Origin of the sequence: Streptomyces sp. MRC013 (assembly GCF_023614235.1) — a bacterium.
In the GTDB taxonomy this organism is placed as follows: Bacteria; Actinomycetota; Actinomycetes; order Streptomycetales; family Streptomycetaceae; genus Streptomyces.
In genome coordinates this window covers 2,663,200-2,679,355 of record NZ_CP094264.1, presented here as the reverse complement: position 1 = coordinate 2,679,355, position 16,156 = coordinate 2,663,200, and the positions used below count along the sequence as shown (strand labels likewise).

The following is a 16,156-nucleotide window of genomic DNA, read 5'->3' as shown; positions in this document are numbered from 1 at the left end:
GTGTTTCACGTGGAACACGACCTCGGGCCGGGAAGCCCCCGGACCCGGAAGGGCGGTGTTTCACGTGAAACACCGCCCTTCCGGGTCCGGCGGGTGAGGGCCAAGGCGCAGAGCGCGTAGAACCCGGCGACGGCGAGGACCAGCAGAGGGGAACGCCCGTCCGCGGGCAGGACGAGGGAGGCCGCACCGGCGGCGGCGACGAACGCGACGTTGAAGAGCATGTCGTAGAGGGAGAAGATCCGCCCTCGATAGGCGTCGTCGACCGCCTTCTGTACGACCGTGTCCGTGGAGATCTTGATCGCCTGGGTGGTGAAACCGAGGACGAAGACGGCGGCCATCGTGGTCACCGGGGCGAACGGGAGACCCAGGGCCGGCTCCAGTACCGCAGCCGTTCCGGCACATCCGGCCATCCAGCCGCCCACGCCCAGTCTCGCCGTCGCCCAGGGGGTGACCACCGCCGCGACGAAGAACCCCGCACCGGAGAGGGCGACCGCGAGCCCCAGCAGGGCCAGCCCTCCGGCCTCGGTCGACGTCCAGGCGTACCGGCTGAGCATCAGCACCATCACGGTCAGCGCCCCGTAGCAGAACCGGACGAGGGCCATCGCGGCCAGCGCCCGGGCGGCGGGCCGGCGCTCCGACAGGTGGCGCAGCCCGCTCCGCAGCCCGCGGGCGGTCGACGCCAGTGCCGCGCCGATCCGCGCCGGGACGGCGTCCGGATCCGGTCCGAGAAGTCCGCGCTCCATACGGAGGCAGGTCAGCGCCGACGAGAGGTAGAGCGCGGCACCCAGGAGGACGACGACGGCGTCCGAGCCGGTGGTCAGCCGCACCAGGAAGGCCGCACCGCCGCCGGCGGTGGCGGCCAGGGTGCCCGCGGTCGGGGAGAGGGAGTTGGCGATCACCAGGCGGTCCCCGTCGACGACCCGTGGCAGGGAGGCGGAGAGAGCCGCCAGGACGAAGCGGTTGACGGCGGTCACGGAGAGGGCGGAGGCGTAGAAGAGCCAGCCGGGCACCGGCACCAGGACCAGCAGCGCGGTTCCCCCGGCCAGGGCCGCTCGGAGCAGATTGCCGTACAGCAGCACCTGGCGGCGACGCCAGCGGTCGAGCAGCACGCCGGCGAACGGGCCGACCAGGGAGTACGGGAGCAGTAGGACCGCCATGGCGGAGGCGATCGCGGCGGGCGACGCCTGCCGCTCCGGTGAGAAGACCACGTAGGCGGCCAGCGCGACCTGGTAGACACCGTCGGCGCCCTGGGAGAGGAGCCGTACGGCGAGGAGCCGGCGGAAGTTCGTCAGGCGCAGGAGTACGCGCAGATCACGTACGACGGGCATGGCGGCAAGCCTCACACACGGGTGAGGCCCCCGGGCACGCGCCGCGGGGGCCTCAGCACCTGGAGGAGGGTCCTCCTGCGGGGTCGGTCTTAGCGCTCGACCTCGCCCTTGATGAACTTCTCGACGTTCTCGCGGGCCTCGTCGTCGAAGTACTGCACCGGCGGGGACTTCATGAAGTACGAGGACGCGGAGAGGATCGGGCCGCCGACGCCGCGGTCCTTGGCGATCTTCGCGGCGCGCAGGGCGTCGATGATGACACCCGCCGAGTTCGGGGAGTCCCACACCTCGAGCTTGTACTCGAGGTTCAGGGGGACGTCACCGAAGGCGCGACCCTCAAGGCGGACGTAAGCCCACTTGCGGTCGTCGAGCCAGGCCACGTAGTCGGACGGGCCGATGTGGACATTGCGCTCGCCCATGTCCCGGTCGGGGATCTGGGAGGTGACGGCCTGCGTCTTGGAGATCTTCTTGGACTCCAGCCGCTCACGCTCGAGCATGTTCTTGAAGTCCATGTTGCCGCCGACGTTCAGCTGCATCGTGCGGTCCAGGACGACGCCCCGGTCCTCGAACAGCTTCGCCATGACGCGGTGGGTGATGGTAGCGCCGACCTGCGACTTGATGTCGTCGCCGACGATCGGCACACCGGCCTCGGTGAACTTGTCGGCCCACTCCTTGGTGCCGGCGATGAACACCGGGAGGGCGTTGACGAAGGCGACCTTGGCGTCGATGGCGCACTGCGCGTAGAACTTCGCCGCGTCCTCGGAACCGACCGGCAGGTAGCAGACGAGGACGTCCACCCGCTGGTCCTTGAGGACCTGGACGACGTCGACCGGCTCCTCGGCGGACTCCTCGATGGTCTGGCGGTAGTACTTGCCGAGACCGTCCAGGGTGTGGCCGCGCTGGACCGTCACGCCGGTGGTCGGCACGTCGCAGATCTTGATGGTGTTGTTCTCGCTGGCGCCGATGGCGTCGGCGAGGTCGAGACCCACCTTCTTCGCGTCCACGTCGAAGGCCGCGACGAACTCGACGTCCCGCACGTGGTAGTCGCCGAACTGGACGTGCATCAGCCCCGGCACCTTGCCCGCCGGGTCGGCGTCCTTGTAGTACTCGACGCCCTGCACCAGCGAGGCGGCGCAGTTGCCCACGCCGACGATGGCTACGCGAACCGAACCCATTCCGGTTGCTCCCTGTTTGTTCTCGACGAAACCCTGCGGTGCGCAGGGCTTCACTTGGTGGTGTCGTCGGACGGATCCGGCCGGGTACCGCCCCCGTGCCGGGGCAGGCCGCCCGTCTCTCCAGATCTCTTGTTCTGCTCCACGGGGTCCGCCGACGTCTCCGGCCCGGGCCGTCGCTGGTCCCGGCCCGCCCGTTCGCTCTCGATGAGCTCGTTCAGCCAGCGCACCTCGCGCTCCACGGACTCCATGCCGTGTCGTTGGAGTTCGAGCGTGTAGTCGTCCAGCCGCTCGCGGGTGCGCGCCAGGGAGGCGCGCATCTTCTCCAGCCGTTCCTCCAGGCGGCTGCGGCGGCCTTCCAGCACCCGCATCCGCACCTCGCGCTCCGTCTGGCCGAAGAAGGCGAAGCGGGCCGCGAAGTGCTCGTCCTCCCAGGAGTCCGGTCCCGTGTGGGCCAGGAGCTCCTCGAAGTGCTCCTTACCTTCGGCGGTCAACCGGTAGACGATCTTCGCGCGTCGTCCTGCGAGGGAGGCGGCGAGGGCGTCCTCGGGAGCGCTGCCCGGCTCCTCGGCCAACCAGCCGTTTGCGACCAGGGTTTTGAGGCAGGGGTAGAGGGTGCCGTAGCTGAACGCACGGAAGATGCCCAGCGAGGTGTTGAGCCGCTTGCGCAGCTCGTATCCGTGCATCGGGGCTTCTCGGAGCAGACCGAGGACGGCGAACTCCAGGATGCCGGAGCGTCTGCTCACCAGCCGCTTCCTCCTCCGTGACGCTCTTTATGCCGTCCTGATGTATCGACTCGATACATCCTGACGATAGAACGACGGTTCCACATCGACAAGCGGAACGATCGTGAACGGCGTCACATCGGTGATTCGTTGTAAGCGAGTTGCCTGGTTTGGGGTGAACTTCGGCTCAAGGGCGGTTTTGACCGTGCGTAGTCTGTGCGGCATGCATACCACCGGGAACCACGCGAGGACGGGGGGGCGTCCCCGTCGTGAGTGCATGGCGGGCGGCCCCGGCGGGCTCGTCCGATCCATTTCGGGGGGACCGGAACTCAGCTGCCGCTTCCAGGCGTAAACGCCTGCCCGAGGAGTAGTCGTTCGATGAGCGAGCACCGTCGCAAACCGCCGCAGCCGCAGGGTGGCGGCCGCGCCGCGGCCCGGCGCGCTGCCCAGCAGCCTGGCCGCCGATCGGCCCCGGCGCGGGATGTCAGTACAGGATCTCCCTCCGACGCGTACGGCGGGGAGCGGCCGTACGGCGGCCGCGCCGAGGCGCGACGGGCCGCCCAGCGCGGTGGCCGGCGACGTTCCGCCGGGGGCGCGGGCGGCACCGGCGGCCACGGCGGCGGACGCCGCGGCGCCGGCGGCGGGGGGCGGGGCCCCGGGGGCGGCGGTCCGGGCAGGAAGCGGCTGATCGACTACCCCCGCCACGGCAGGTACGGCTGGCGCCGCTGGGTCCCGTCCTGGAAGCTCGTGACGGGGGCCTTCCTGACCTTCGTCGCGACGATGATGGGCGCCGCGACCGTCGCGTACGCGTGGGTGGGCCTGCCGGACCAGGACAAGGCGGCCACGGCCGAGAACAACGTCTACTACTGGGCGGACGGCTCGCAGATGGCCGCCACCGGCGGTGAGGTCAACCGGCAGATCATCGACTACAGCGAGATCCCGACGGGGATCCAGGACGCCGTGGTCTCCGCCGAGAACAAGACCTTCTGGACCGACGCCGGCATCGACCCGATGGGCATCGGCCGCGCCCTGTTCAACATGGCCACCGGCGGGCAGACCCAGGGCGGCTCGACCATCACCCAGCAGTACGTCAAGAACAACCGGCTGAACAACCAGTCCCAGACGCTGGAGCGGAAGTTCCAGGAGCTGTTCATCTCCATCAAGGTCAACAACAAGTTGACCAAGAAGGAGATCATGGCCGGCTACCTGAACACCTCCTACTTCGGGCGGGGCGCCTACGGCATCCAGGCGGCCGCCCGCACGTACTTCGGCAAGGACGCCAAGGACCTCGACGAGAGCCAGTGCGCGTTCCTCGCCGCGCTCCTGAAGGGCTCCACCTACTACGACCCGGCCGGCGCGCCCGAGATCGACCCCAGGGCGACCGCCGAGGCCAACACCGCGCGCGCGACGGAGCGCTGGCGCTGGATTCTCGACGAGATGGTCAAGGACGGGAAGCTGGCCCCCGCCAAGCGGGCGTCGATCACGACCTTCCCGGAGGTCAAGCCCCTGCAGAAGCAGGCGAAGCTCAGCGGGCAGGTCGGCTACCTCGTCGACCTCGCCAAGGCGTACTTCATCAACAACAACGACCGGGGCATCACCGCCGAGGACCTGTCCCTGGGCGGCTACGAGATCAGGACGACCTTCGACAAGAAGAAGGTCGAGGCCCTCGAGAAGACCATCAAGAAGGTCTACGCCGAGAGCATCGACCCGGAGAAGCGCCCCGACACCGACACGCACGTGCAGTTCGGCGGCGCCACCGTCGACCCGAAGACGGGGGCCATCGTCGCCATCTACGGCGGCACCGACGCGACGAAGCACTTCACCAACAACGCCGACCAGACCGGCGCCCAGGTCGGTTCGACGTTCAAGCCGTTCGTCCTCGCCGCGGGCATGAAGTACGGCGTCCGGGACCCCCGCAAGGGCCGGGAGCAGGGACCCGAGGACCGTACGCTGATCGACCCCGACACGGCGATCTACAACGGCAAGAACAAGCTGAAGATCCGCGACTACGACGGCAGCATCTGGAGGGACGAGAACGACAGGGAGTGGCTCCAGGTCAACGACGACGACAGGAGCTACCCCGACATCAACCTCCGCGAGGCGATGATCCACTCCGCCAACTCGCCGTTCGTCCAGCTCGGCATGGACATCGGCATCAAGGAGGTCAGGAAGACCGCGATCGAGGCCGGCCTGCTGGAGAGCAGCCTCGCCAAGGGCAACGTCCCGTCGTTCTCCATCGGCATCTCCGACCCGAGCGCCATCCGCATGGCCTCCGCCTACGCGACCTTCGCGTCCAACGGCGAGCAGCGCGACCCGCACTCCGTCACCCAGGTGAAGAAGAACGGCGCCGTGATCTACCAGCACGAGGACAAGCCGAGCCGCGCCTTCTCGACCGCCGTCAGCAGCAACGTCACCGACGTGCTCGTCGACGTCGTCGAGAAGGGCACCGGCACGAAGGCCCGCCTCCCGGACCGCCCCGCGGCCGGCAAGACCGGCACCACGGACGGCAACAAGTCGGCCTGGTTCGTCGGCTACACCCCGCAGATGGTGACGGCGATCGACATGTACCGCCTGGACGACGACGCCTCCAACAAGAACCGTAAGTTCGAGGAGATGTTCGGTACCGGCGGCCGCAAGAAGGTCCACGGTTCGTCGTTCCCGTCCGAGATCTGGAAGGCGTACATGACCGAGGTCCACAAGGGCATGTCGGTCGAGCGGTTCCCCGCGCCGGAGGACCTGGGCGCCCAGCCCGTGTACGGCGGCGGTGCCGAGAGCCCCGAGCCGACGCCGAGCGAGAAGCCGTCCGCGACCCCGTCGCCGTCGGACTCGCCGTCCTCGTCGCCGTCGTCGAGCCCGCCCGGGGAGACCGGGAAGCCCAGCAAGAGCTGCGGTCCGCTCGACTGGGACTGCGAGACCGGATCGGGCGGCACCACCGAGGGCGGAACGACGGACGGCACCGACAACGGCGGTACGACCGGAGGCGACGGCGGCAGCACCGAGGGCGGGACCACGGAAGGCGGCGAGACGAGTCAGCCGCCGCCCAACGGCGGCAACGGCAACGGCAACGGCAGCGGGGGCTCGGGCGGCTGGTTCGGCGGAGTGGACGGCTAGCCGGGTCGCTCCCGCCGGACCGCCGGCGACAGGCCCCGGCGAGGGCCGCCGCACCGCACGCGCTCGCGTGCCGGGTGCGGCGGCCCTCGCCGCGTTTCGGGCCCCGTACGGCAGGATGTCCCCCATGCCGAGCCCCCAGAAGACGAGCGCCCCCGGCGACGGGCGGCCCGTCGTGTGCCCCACCCGCCAAGACGAGGTCGCCGCCGCGGGCAGCGAGGTGATCGGCGGCCCCGTCGGACGCCGCGCCCGGCTCGGCACGGACGTCCTCACCCCCGTGCGGGTCGTCGCGCTCGTCGCGATCGGCGCGTTCGCGCTCGGCATGGTGCAGAAGCTGCCCTGCTACAACTGGGCCTGGTTCCGCGGCGCCGCCTCCCAGTACACCCACGCCTGCTACTCCGACATCCCGCACCTGTTCGTGGCGCGCGGTTTCTCCGAGGGGCTCATCCCCTACGCCGACCGGTTCGCCGGTGACATGCAGTACCTGGAGTACCCGGTGCTCACCGGTCTGTTCATGCAGGTCGCGGCCTGGTTGACGCCCGGCGGCGGCGACTTGCAGCACCGGGAGCAGATGTACTGGGCGGTCAACGCGGGCATGCTGCTGGTCTGCACCGCGGTGCTCGCGGTGTGCGTTGCGAGGACGCACCGGCGGCGCCCCTGGGACGCCCTGCTGGTCGCCCTCGCACCGGCCCTCGCGCTGACCGCCACCATCAACTGGGACCTGCTCGCCCTCGCCCTGACCGCCGCGGCGATGCTCATGTGGAGCCGCGGCCGCGCCCTGGCCTTCGGTGTGCTGCTCGGCCTCGCCACGGCCGCGAAGCTCTACCCGTTCCTGCTGCTCGGACCGCTCCTGGTGCTGTGCTGGCGGGCCGGGAGGTGGCGGGAGTTCGCCGTTGCCCTGCTGGGTTCCGCGGGCGCGTGGCTGGTGGTGAACCTGCCCGTCATGGTGCTCGCGCCGGAGGGCTGGAAGCGGTTCTACGTCTTCAGCCGGGAGCGGAACGTCGACTTCGGCTCGTTCTGGCTGATCCTCACACAGCGCTTCGGCCTGGACCCGCGGATCGAGACGGTCAACACGATCGCGAGCGCGCTGATGCTCCTGGCCTGCGCCGGGATCGCCGTCCTGGCGCTGGCGGCGCCGCGCCGCCCCCGCTTCGCACAGCTCGCCTTCCTGGTCGTGGCGGCGTTCATCCTGACGAACAAGGTCTACTCGCCGCAGTACGTGCTGTGGCTGGTCCCGCTGGCGGCGCTGGCCCGGCCGCGCTGGCGGGGCTTCCTCGTCTGGCAGGCGTGCGAGGTGGCCTACTTCCTCGGCATCTGGATGTACCTGGTGTACGTCACGACGGAGCACAAGCAGGGCCTGCCGCAGGACGGCTACCACTTCGCGATCGTCCTGCACCTGGCCGGGACGCTGTACCTGTGCGCCCTGATCGTGCGGGACGCCCTGCGGCCCGAGCGGGACCCCGTCCGGCGGGACGGCTCCGACGACCCGTCCGGAGGGGTCCTGGACGGTGCCGAGGACGTCTTCGCGGTCGGCCGGGCCGCCGCCGGGTCGGCGCGCCGGACGGGCGGCACCGCTAGGCGGCCGGCGGATCCGTCCGCCCGTCCGGCCGCCTAGCGGTCGACGATCCGGTCGTACTGGGTCGTGGTGTGCCGCAGGTGGGCCACCAGCTCGTCGCCGACCTTCGGCTCCTGCGCGTCCGCCGGGACGAAGAGGATCGACACCTGCATGTGCGGCGGCTCCGCGAACCAGCGCTGCTTGCCCGCCCACACGAACGGGGAGAGGTTCCGGTTGACCGTGGCGAGGCCGGCGCGGGCGACTCCCTTGGCGCGCGGCATCACGCCGTGCATGGCCTTCGGCGCCTCCAGGCCCACGCCGTGCGAGGTGCCGCCGGCGACGACCACCAGCCAGCCGTCGGACGGCACCCGCTGCTGCCGGTAGCCGAAGCGGTCGCCCCTGGTGACGCGGGTGACGTCCAGGACGGCGCCCCGGTACTCCGTCGCCTCGTGGTCGCCCAGCCACAGCCGCGTGCCGACGCGGACGCGGAACCGGGTCTGCGGGAACTGCTGCTGGAGGCGGGCCAGCTCCTCCGCACGCAGGTGGCTGACGAACATCGTGTGCAGCGGCAGCCGGGCCGCCCGCAGCCGGTCCATCCAGCCGATGACCTCCTCGACGGCGTCCGAGCCGCCGACGCGGTCCAGCGGCAGGTGCAGGGCGAAGCCCTCCAGGCGGACGTCCTCGACGGCGGTGTGCAGCTGGCCCAGCTCGTGCTCGCCGATGCCGTGCCGCTTCATCGAGCTCATGCACTCGACGACGACGCGGGCGCCGACGAGGGCGTGCACGCCGTCGACGGACGACACGGACCGGATCACCCGGTCCGGCAGCGGAACCGGTTCCTCACCCCGCCGGAACGGCGTCAGCACCAGCAGGTCGCCGCCGAACCAGTCCTTCATGCGGGCCGCCTCGTAGGTGGTGCCGACGGCGAGGGTGTCGGCGCCGAAGCGGTTCACCTCCTCCGCGAGGCGCTCGTGGCCGAAGCCGTAGCCGTTCCCCTTGCAGACCGGGACGATGCCGGGGAACTGGTCGATCACGGACTTCTGATGCGCCCGCCAGCGAGCGGTGTCGACGTACAGGGTGAGCGCCATGGTCGGTCCGGACCCTTCCTGTGGCTGTGGCTGTGGCTGTGGGTGTGGGTGTGGGTGTGGGTGTCGGGGTGAACGGGGTGTGCGGGACGCGTACGAGCGTACGGAAGCGCGACGGTGTCAGCGGCGCGACATGTAGATGTCCAGCGCCTTGTGCAGCAGCTTGTTGAGCGGGAAGTCCCATTCGCCGATGTACTCGACGGCCTCGCCGCCGGTGCCCACCTTGAACTGGATCAGACCGAAGAGGTGGTCGGTCTCGTCGAGCGAGTCCGAGATGCCGCGCAGGTCGTACACGGTCGCGCCCATGGCGTAGGCGTCGCGCAGCATGCGCCACTGCATGGCGTTCGACGGGCGGACCTCGCGGCCGATGTTGTCGGAGGCACCGTACGAGTACCAGACGTGCCCGCCGACCACGAGCATGGTCGCGGCGGAGAGGTTCACACCGTTGTGCCGCGCGAAGTAGAGGCGCATGCGGTTGGGGTCCTCGTCGTTGAGGACGGTCCACATGCGCTGGAAGTACGACAGCGGGCGCGGCCGGAAGCGGTCCCGGACGGCCGTGATCTCGTACAGCCGCTGCCACTCGGGCAGGTCCTCGTACCCCCCTGGACCACCTCGACGCCGGCCTTCTCGGCCTTCTTGATGTTCCTCCGCCACAGCTGGTTGAAGCCCTTGAGGACGTCGTCCAGGGAGCGGTTGGCCAGCGGCACCTGGAAGACGTAGCGGGGCTGGACGTCGCCGAAGCCGGCGCCGCCGTCCTCGCCCTGCTGCCAGCCCATCTTGCGCAACCGGTCGGACACCTCGAAGGCGCGCGGCTCGATGTGCGTCGCCTCCACGTCGCGCAGGCGCTTGACCTCGGGGTCCTGGATGCCCGCCTTGATCGCCGAGGCGTCCCAGCGGCGGATCACGACCGGCGGGCCCATCTTGACGGAGAAGGCGCCCTGGTGCTTGAGGTGCTGGAGCATCGGCCGCAGCCAGTCGTCCAGGTTCGGCGCGTACCAGTTGATCACCGGGCCCTCGGGGAGGTAGGCGAGGTACCGCTTGATCTTCGGGAGCTGGCGGTACAGCACCAGGCCGGCGCCGACCAGTTGGCCGTCCCGGTCGAACCAGCCCAGGTTCTCCGAGCGCCACTCGGTCTTGACGTCGGCCCACGCCGGAACCTGGCAGTGACTCGCGGCCGGAAGGCTCTGGATGTACGCCAGATGCTGCTCTCGGCTGATGGTCCTCAGGGTCAGGCTCATGCGGGGCGCTCCTCGGCAGGTGTGTCCCCCGTCGGTACAGGGGTTCCAGCTCTCGCGCCGAAGCCTACTGGCACGGGGGAGCGCCCCGACCGGGCCCGCACCGCGGGGAGCTAGCCGATCACGCCGCCGAACAGGCCGCCGCGGGCCATCCCCAGGAAGAAGCCGACCGCCGCCGCGCCCAGCCCGATGATCAGGAACGTGCGCTCCCGGGTGGTCTCGGAGACGTACTGGCCGTAGGCGCCCGTGAGGACGCCGATGAGGCCGGCCCACGAACTGATCAGGTGGAGGCCGTGGAAATGGGCCGTGACGAAGGCGAGCGCGCCCAACACCAGGGTCACCGCCATCAGGGTGTCCTGGAGCGGATGGGGCTTGCCGTCCGTGGCGAGGAGGGAAGAGGGGCGGTGACGCTGGAATGCCTGAGCCATGAGGCACCTCCCGGCTTGTCGGAGGGCGGCGCGCTGCGGCGCCGCCCGCACCCGATGCGTACAGGTTGCGTCCTCCGACCACCGGATTTCAACCGGAAGCCGCCGTGCGGGTACTCTGTACGGTCTGCACCGGTGTCTGCCCACGCCCGGAAGCGAGCCGGTCCCCGGCCGTCGTCCGCGGGCGTTGTCAGTGGGCACGACTACCGTTGCGTACGCATCACGACCCTCCTGCCACGGAACGACCGTGGCCGCTGAGTCCAAAGGAGGTGGGTTCCACATGCGTCACTACGAGGTGATGGTCATCCTCGACCCCGATCTCGAGGAGCGCGCTGTCTCCCCGCTGATCGAGAACTTCCTCTCCGTCGTCCGCGAGGGCAACGGAAAGGTCGAGAAGGTCGACACCTGGGGCCGTCGTCGTCTCGCTTACGAGATCAAGAAGAAGCCCGAGGGCATCTACTCGGTCATCGACCTGCAGGCCGAGCCTGCGGTCGTCAAGGAGCTCGACCGCCAGATGAACCTGAACGAGTCGGTCCTCCGGACCAAGGTCCTCCGCCCCGAGACCCACTGAGCCTTCCGCTCACTGGTCATCGGGTCCGAGTAGCAGCAAGCAGCCAGAAGCAAACCCGCCGAGAGGTTCCCCATGGCAGGCGAGACCGTCATCACGGTCGTCGGCAATCTTGTCGACGACCCCGAGCTGCGCTTCACCCCTTCCGGTGCGGCGGTCGCGAAGTTCCGCGTCGCGTCCACCCCCCGCACCTTCGACCGTCAGACCAATGAGTGGAAGGACGGCGAGAGCCTCTTCCTGACCTGCTCGGTCTGGCGCCAGGCGGCCGAGAACGTCGCCGAGTCGCTCCAGCGAGGCATGCGCGTCGTCGTGCAGGGCCGGTTGAAGCAGCGGTCCTACGAGGACCGCGAGGGCGTCAAGCGCACGGTCTTCGAGCTGGACGTCGAGGAGGTCGGCCCGAGCCTCAAGAACGCCACGGCCAAGGTCACCAAGACCACGGGCCGCGGCGGCCAGGGCGGCTACGGCGGCGGCCAGCAGGGCGGCCAGGGCGGCTGGGGCGGTGCTCCGGGCGGCCAGCAGGGCGGCGGCGCTCCCGCCGACGACCCCTGGGCCGGCGGTGGCGCGCCGGCCGGCGGCCAGCAGGGCGGCCAGGGCGGCTGGGGCGGCGGCTCCGGCGGCTACTCGGACGAGCCCCCCTTCTAGGGCCGGGCTCGTAACCCACTTCTTGATCACACAGGAGAAACACCATGGCGAAGCCGCCTGTGCGCAAGCCTAAGAAGAAGGTCTGCGCGTTCTGCAAGGACAAGACCGCGTACGTGGACTACAAGGACACGAACATGCTGCGGAAGTTCATTTCCGACCGCGGCAAGATCCGTGCCCGTCGCGTGACCGGCAACTGCACGCAGCACCAGCGTGACGTCGCCACGGCCGTCAAGAACAGCCGTGAGATGGCGCTGCTGCCCTACACGTCCACCGCGCGATAAGGAAGGGTGACCTACTGATGAAGATCATCCTTACCCACGAGGTCTCCGGCCTCGGTGCGGCCGGCGACGTCGTCGACGTCAAGGACGGCTACGCTCGCAACTACCTGGTCCCGCGCGGTTTCGCGATCCGCTGGACCAAGGGCGGCGAGAAGGACGTGGCGCAGATCCGCCGCGCCCGCAAGATCCACGAGATCGCGACCATCGAGCAGGCCAACCAGATCAAGGCCCAGCTCGAGTCCGTCAAGGTGCGTCTGGCCGTTCGCTCCGGCGACGCGGGCCGTCTGTTCGGCTCCGTCACCCCGGCTGACATCGCCTCCGCGATCAAGTCCGCCGGTGGTCCGGACGTCGACAAGCGCCGGGTCGAGCTCGGGGCGCCGATCAAGACCCTGGGCTCGCACCAGGTCTCCGTGCGCCTGCACCCCGAGGTCGCCGCGAACCTCGGTGTCGAGGTTGTCGCCGCCTGAGCGCTGCCTTCGCAGAGCTGAGCGTTGAAGGGCCGCACCCGCTCGGGTGCGGCCCTTCTCCGTGTTTCACGTGAAACACACGTCCTGCCGAACGCCGGCCCGTCAGCGGGCGGCGCCGGGGACCAGCCAGCGGCCGGAGCGCATCCGCAGCCACAGTGTGACCATCCGGACGGTCATCATCAGGGTCATCGCCCACCACAGAGCCGTCAGCCCGCCGTCGAACTCCGGGACGAGCAGGGCGGCCGGAGTGAAGACGGCCAGCGTGACCACCATTGCGCCCGCCAGGTACGGGCCGTCCCCGGCTCCCATCAGGACTCCGTCCAGGACGAAGACGACCCCGGCGACAGGCTGGGAGAGCGCCACGACCAGCAGCGCGGACAGCAGTGCCTCCCGTACGGCGTCGTCCCCGGTGAAGACCGGAACGAACAGTGGACGGGTGGCCGCGAGGAGGATGCCGAGAACCGCCCCCGAGACGACGCCCCACCACACCATGCGGCGGCAGACCGCACGGGCGCCTTCGGTGTCCCCGGCGCCCAGGTAGCGGCCGATGATGGCCTGCCCCGCGATGGCGATGGCGTCGAGGGCGAAAGCCATCAGGCTCCACAGCGACAGGATGACCTGGTGCGCGGCCACCGGGACGTCACCGAGTCGGGCTGCGATGGCGGTCGCGATCATCAGCACGGCGCGCAGGGAGAGGGTGCGCACGAGGAGGGGGGACCCCGGCCCGGGCGCAAGCCCGGATACCTGCCGCGTCAGGCCAAAGGGAGGCGCCGTGGCGCCGGGCCCCGCGGACGACGACGACGAGGTATGCGGCGGCCATGCCGCACTGCGCGATCACGGTTCCCCAGGCGGAGCCGGCGATTCCGAGCCCTGCGCCGTAGACCAGCACCACATTCAGAGCGGCATTGGCGCCGAAGCCGGCGATGGCGACGTACAGCGGGGTCCTGGTGTCCTGGAGTCCGCGCAGGACACCGGTGGCGGCGAGCACGACGAGCATCGCGGGAATGCCGAGGCTGGAGATCCTGAGATACGTCGCGGCGTGAGGGGCGGCGGTGCCGGATGCCCCGAACACCTCGACGACCCGGGAGGCCGTCGGCAGGGTGACCGCGATGACCGCCAGGCCGAGGAGGAAAGCGAGCCAGATGCCGTCCATGCCCTGGCGGATCGCCGTCGGGAGGTCGCCCGCGCCGACACGTCGGGCCACGGCCGCCGTCGTGGCGTAGGCGAGGAAGACGAAGACGCTGACGGCCGTCGAGAGCAGGGCTGCCGCGACGCCCAGGCCGGCCAGTTGGGGGGTGCCGAGACGGCCGATGACGGCACTGTCGACGAGGACGAACAGAGGCTCGGCGACGAGCGCCCCGAAGGCCGGTACGGCGAGGCCGAGGATCTCGCGGTCGTAGGAGCGGCGGAGGTTCTCGGGAGCCGGGGAAGCCTGGGGCATGCGCTCAATGTAATCGTCCACAGGTAAGAGGTGCAACACGGAGTGGACTCTTACCGACCTATGGCTCGGCGGTAGTCGTGTGCGCTGTTTGCGCAGATCTTGAGCCTTCGGGAAAAGTTTTTCTCCCCCACAGCCGGTGGATGGAAAAACCGCAGGTCAGAGTAGCTCTGTGGATGTCGCTATGAGTTTGTCCACACGGCTGTCCCCCGGTCCGTGCACAGGATCCGGCAAGTTCTCCACAGTATGGAGACGTTCGCCCACAGGCCCTGTGGATAACCAGATTGGCTGTCGGTGCCCGCGGGCCTACCGTGGTCCGGCGCCCGACGTGCCGCGAGGTGGAGTTGGTGCCTCTTGTTTGTCAGAGCCGTGGCGTAGAAAGACTGACACGCCAAGGTCCGCGGTGCGGACGGGAGGAGGTGGGCCGGTGACCATTCCGGAGCCCTTGGACGACCCCTGGACCGGCAGAGGCCCGAGCGACCGTCTGCCCGTCTCCCGTCAGCGCGCAGCCGAAGCGCCCCTCGGCGGGCGAGGCGGAGGCCGCGGCCGCGAGGAGCAGCACGAGCGGGGAGCCGAGAGCGGTCCCTGGGACAGCGGCGCCGGCGGCTTCGAACGCGTTCCCCCGCAGGACCTGGACGCCGAGCAGTCCGTGCTCGGCGGCATGCTCCTCTCCAAGGACGCCATCGCGGACGTCGTGGAGACCCTCAAGGGCCACGACTTCTACCGCCCCGCCCACGAGACGATCTACCAGGCGATCCTCGACCTCTACGCCAAGGGCGAGCCTGCCGACCCCATCACCGTGGGCGCCGAGCTCACCAAGCGTGGTGAGATCACCAGAGTGGGCGGCGCGTCGTACCTGCACACCCTGGTGCAGTCCGTGCCGACCGCGGCCAACGCCTCGTACTACGCGGAGATCGTCCACGAGCGCGCGGTGCTGCGCCGCCTCGTGGAGGCCGGCACCAAGATCACGCAGATGGGATACGCCGCGGACGGCGACGTCGACGAGATCGTCAACCAGGCGCAGGCCGAGATCTACGCCGTCACCGAGCAGCGCACCAGCGAGGACTACCTCCCGCTCAGCGACATCATGGAAGGCGCCCTCGACGAGATCGAGGCGATCGGCTCCCGCAGCGGCGAGATGACCGGCGTACCGACCGGCTTCACCGACTTCGACTCCCTCACCAACGGCCTTCACCCCGGCCAGATGATCGTCATCGCGGCACGTCCCGCCATGGGCAAGTCGACGCTGGCGCTGGACTTCGCCCGCGCCTGCTCGATCAAGCACAACCTGCCGAGCGTCATCTTCTCCCTGGAGATGGGCCGCAACGAGATCGCGATGCGCCTGCTGTCCGCCGAGGCCCGGGTGGCGCTGCACCACATGCGGTCCGGGACGATGACGGACGAGGACTGGACCAGGCTGGCCCGGCGCATGCCGGACGTCTCGCAGGCCCCTCTCTACATCGATGACTCCCCGAACCTGTCGATGATGGAGATCCGCGCCAAGTGCCGCCGACTGAAGCAGCGGAACAATCTCAAGCTGGTGGTCATCGACTACCTCCAGCTGATGCAGTCCGGCGGCTCCCGACGCGCCGAGAGCCGTCAACAGGAGGTTTCGGACATGTCGCGCAACCTCAAACTCCTCGCGAAGGAGCTGGAGCTCCCGGTCATCGCCCTGTCCCAGCTGAACCGGGGTCCCGAGCAGCGTACGGACAAGAAGCCGATGGTCTCCGACCTGCGGGAGTCCGGTTCGATCGAGCAGGACGCGGACATGGTGATCCTGCTCCACCGCGAGGACGCCTACGAGAAGGAGTCGCCCCGCGCCGGCGAGGCGGACCTCATCGTGGCCAAGCACCGCAACGGTCCCACGGCCACCATCACCGTGGCCTTCCAGGGCCACTACTCCCGCTTCGTCGACATGGCCCAGACCTGATGCCCGTGGTGCGGGTTCCCTGCCTTCGCGTCGTTTTCTCCGCTGTCGTGTCGTGAGGGGCTGCAGAACGTCCGGGTCTGTTCCGTAGCCGGTGGTGGAGGGTGCGGTCGGCCGGGAGGGCGCGGTGGCGCGTGCCTCCGGGGGCGAAAACCGGTTGCCGCTGTCTTGCAGGGGTGTCGAGGATGAGGAGCATGACGACTGCC

12 protein-coding genes and 2 pseudogenes are annotated in these 16,156 nt (G+C 69.8%); 7 read left to right on the top strand and 7 right to left on the bottom strand.

Features of this window, described 5'->3' with window-relative positions; genetic code table 11:
* Window positions 1–5 precede the first annotated feature (5 nt).
* The 3 genes from LUW75_RS12325 to LUW75_RS12315 form a co-directional block, all read right to left on the bottom strand.
* Window positions 6–1,328, bottom strand: a complete 1,323-nt coding sequence (locus tag LUW75_RS12325) for an MFS transporter (RefSeq protein WP_250335650.1) — start codon at window positions 1,326–1,328, stop codon at window positions 6–8.
* 89 nt (window positions 1,329–1,417) lie between these two features.
* A complete protein-coding gene (locus LUW75_RS12320; RefSeq protein ID WP_250335649.1) occupies window positions 1,418–2,500 on the bottom strand; it encodes an inositol-3-phosphate synthase in 1,083 nt (360 codons plus the stop codon).
* A 50-nt stretch (window positions 2,501–2,550) separates the two neighbouring features.
* The gene (locus tag LUW75_RS12315) at window positions 2,551–3,243 is read right to left on the bottom strand and encodes a PadR family transcriptional regulator (protein WP_250335648.1); all 693 of its coding nucleotides are present in this window, start codon (window positions 3,241–3,243) and stop codon (window positions 2,551–2,553) included.
* A gap of 357 nt (window positions 3,244–3,600) precedes the next feature.
* Between LUW75_RS12315 and LUW75_RS12310 the strand changes: the two genes are divergently transcribed.
* Together LUW75_RS12310 and LUW75_RS12305 are read left to right on the top strand one after the other, a co-directional pair.
* The gene (locus tag LUW75_RS12310; protein WP_250335647.1) at window positions 3,601–6,333 is read left to right on the top strand and encodes a transglycosylase domain-containing protein; all 2,733 of its coding nucleotides are present in this window, start codon (window positions 3,601–3,603) and stop codon (window positions 6,331–6,333) included.
* A 124-nt stretch (window positions 6,334–6,457) separates the two neighbouring features.
* Window positions 6,458–7,945: a glycosyltransferase family 87 protein gene (locus tag LUW75_RS12305; protein ID WP_250335646.1), complete on the top strand. Its 1,488-nt coding sequence runs from the start codon at window positions 6,458–6,460 to the stop codon at window positions 7,943–7,945.
* Here LUW75_RS12305 and LUW75_RS12300 read toward each other — a convergent pair.
* The 3 genes and pseudogenes from LUW75_RS12300 to LUW75_RS12290 form a co-directional block, all read right to left on the bottom strand.
* Window positions 7,942–8,973 (bottom strand): alanine racemase, encoded by a 1,032-nt coding sequence (locus tag LUW75_RS12300; protein WP_250335645.1) that lies wholly within the window; start codon window positions 8,971–8,973, stop codon window positions 7,942–7,944. The two genes, LUW75_RS12305 and LUW75_RS12300, sit on opposite strands and share 4 nt — an antisense overlap.
* 117 nt (window positions 8,974–9,090) lie before the next feature.
* Window positions 9,091–10,208 (bottom strand): annotated as a pseudogene (locus LUW75_RS12295) (lipid II:glycine glycyltransferase FemX).
* A 110-nt stretch (window positions 10,209–10,318) separates the two neighbouring features.
* The gene (locus LUW75_RS12290; RefSeq protein ID WP_250335644.1) at window positions 10,319–10,633 is read right to left on the bottom strand and encodes a hypothetical protein; all 315 of its coding nucleotides are present in this window, start codon (window positions 10,631–10,633) and stop codon (window positions 10,319–10,321) included.
* A 277-nt stretch (window positions 10,634–10,910) separates the two neighbouring features.
* Here LUW75_RS12290 and rpsF point away from each other — a divergent pair, with 277 nt between their 5' ends.
* From rpsF to rplI, 4 genes are all read left to right on the top strand, one after another.
* On the top strand, window positions 10,911–11,201 hold the full coding sequence (gene rpsF / locus LUW75_RS12285; protein WP_004950685.1) for a 30S ribosomal protein S6: 291 nt from the start codon (window positions 10,911–10,913) through the stop codon (window positions 11,199–11,201).
* Between the two features lie 72 nt (window positions 11,202–11,273).
* The gene (locus LUW75_RS12280) at window positions 11,274–11,840 is read left to right on the top strand and encodes a single-stranded DNA-binding protein (protein ID WP_250335643.1); all 567 of its coding nucleotides are present in this window, start codon (window positions 11,274–11,276) and stop codon (window positions 11,838–11,840) included.
* Between the two features lie 44 nt (window positions 11,841–11,884).
* On the top strand, window positions 11,885–12,121 hold the full coding sequence (gene rpsR, locus LUW75_RS12275) for a 30S ribosomal protein S18 (protein WP_005315025.1): 237 nt from the start codon (window positions 11,885–11,887) through the stop codon (window positions 12,119–12,121).
* Between the two features lie 17 nt (window positions 12,122–12,138).
* A complete protein-coding gene (gene rplI / locus LUW75_RS12270; RefSeq protein WP_010467849.1) occupies window positions 12,139–12,585 on the top strand; it encodes a 50S ribosomal protein L9 in 447 nt (148 codons plus the stop codon).
* A gap of 102 nt (window positions 12,586–12,687) precedes the next feature.
* On the opposite strand, the pseudogene LUW75_RS12265 reads toward rplI, so the two are convergent.
* A pseudogene (locus LUW75_RS12265) lies at window positions 12,688–14,026 on the bottom strand (MATE family efflux transporter).
* A gap of 442 nt (window positions 14,027–14,468) precedes the next feature.
* Here LUW75_RS12265 and dnaB point away from each other — a divergent pair.
* Window positions 14,469–15,953: a replicative DNA helicase gene (dnaB, locus tag LUW75_RS12260; protein ID WP_250337640.1), complete on the top strand. Its 1,485-nt coding sequence runs from the start codon at window positions 14,469–14,471 to the stop codon at window positions 15,951–15,953.
* Window positions 15,954–16,156: the final 203 nt, after the last annotated feature.

Coding starts and splice junctions, on each gene's coding strand:
- LUW75_RS12325 (WP_250335650.1), bottom strand. CDS start 1,328: ATGCCCGTCGTACGTGATCTGCGCGTACTCCTGCGCCTGACGAACTTC.
- LUW75_RS12320 (WP_250335649.1), bottom strand. CDS start 2,500: ATGGGTTCGGTTCGCGTAGCCATCGTCGGCGTGGGCAACTGCGCCGCC.
- LUW75_RS12310 (WP_250335647.1), top strand. CDS start 3,601: ATGAGCGAGCACCGTCGCAAACCGCCGCAGCCGCAGGGTGGCGGCCGC.
- LUW75_RS12305 (WP_250335646.1), top strand. CDS start 6,458: ATGCCGAGCCCCCAGAAGACGAGCGCCCCCGGCGACGGGCGGCCCGTC.
- LUW75_RS12300 (WP_250335645.1), bottom strand. CDS start 8,973: ATGGCGCTCACCCTGTACGTCGACACCGCTCGCTGGCGGGCGCATCAG.
- LUW75_RS12290 (WP_250335644.1), bottom strand. CDS start 10,633: ATGGCTCAGGCATTCCAGCGTCACCGCCCCTCTTCCCTCCTCGCCACG.
- rpsF (WP_004950685.1), top strand. CDS start 10,911: ATGCGTCACTACGAGGTGATGGTCATCCTCGACCCCGATCTCGAGGAG.
- LUW75_RS12280 (WP_250335643.1), top strand. CDS start 11,274: ATGGCAGGCGAGACCGTCATCACGGTCGTCGGCAATCTTGTCGACGAC.
- rpsR (WP_005315025.1), top strand. CDS start 11,885: ATGGCGAAGCCGCCTGTGCGCAAGCCTAAGAAGAAGGTCTGCGCGTTC.
- rplI (WP_010467849.1), top strand. CDS start 12,139: ATGAAGATCATCCTTACCCACGAGGTCTCCGGCCTCGGTGCGGCCGGC.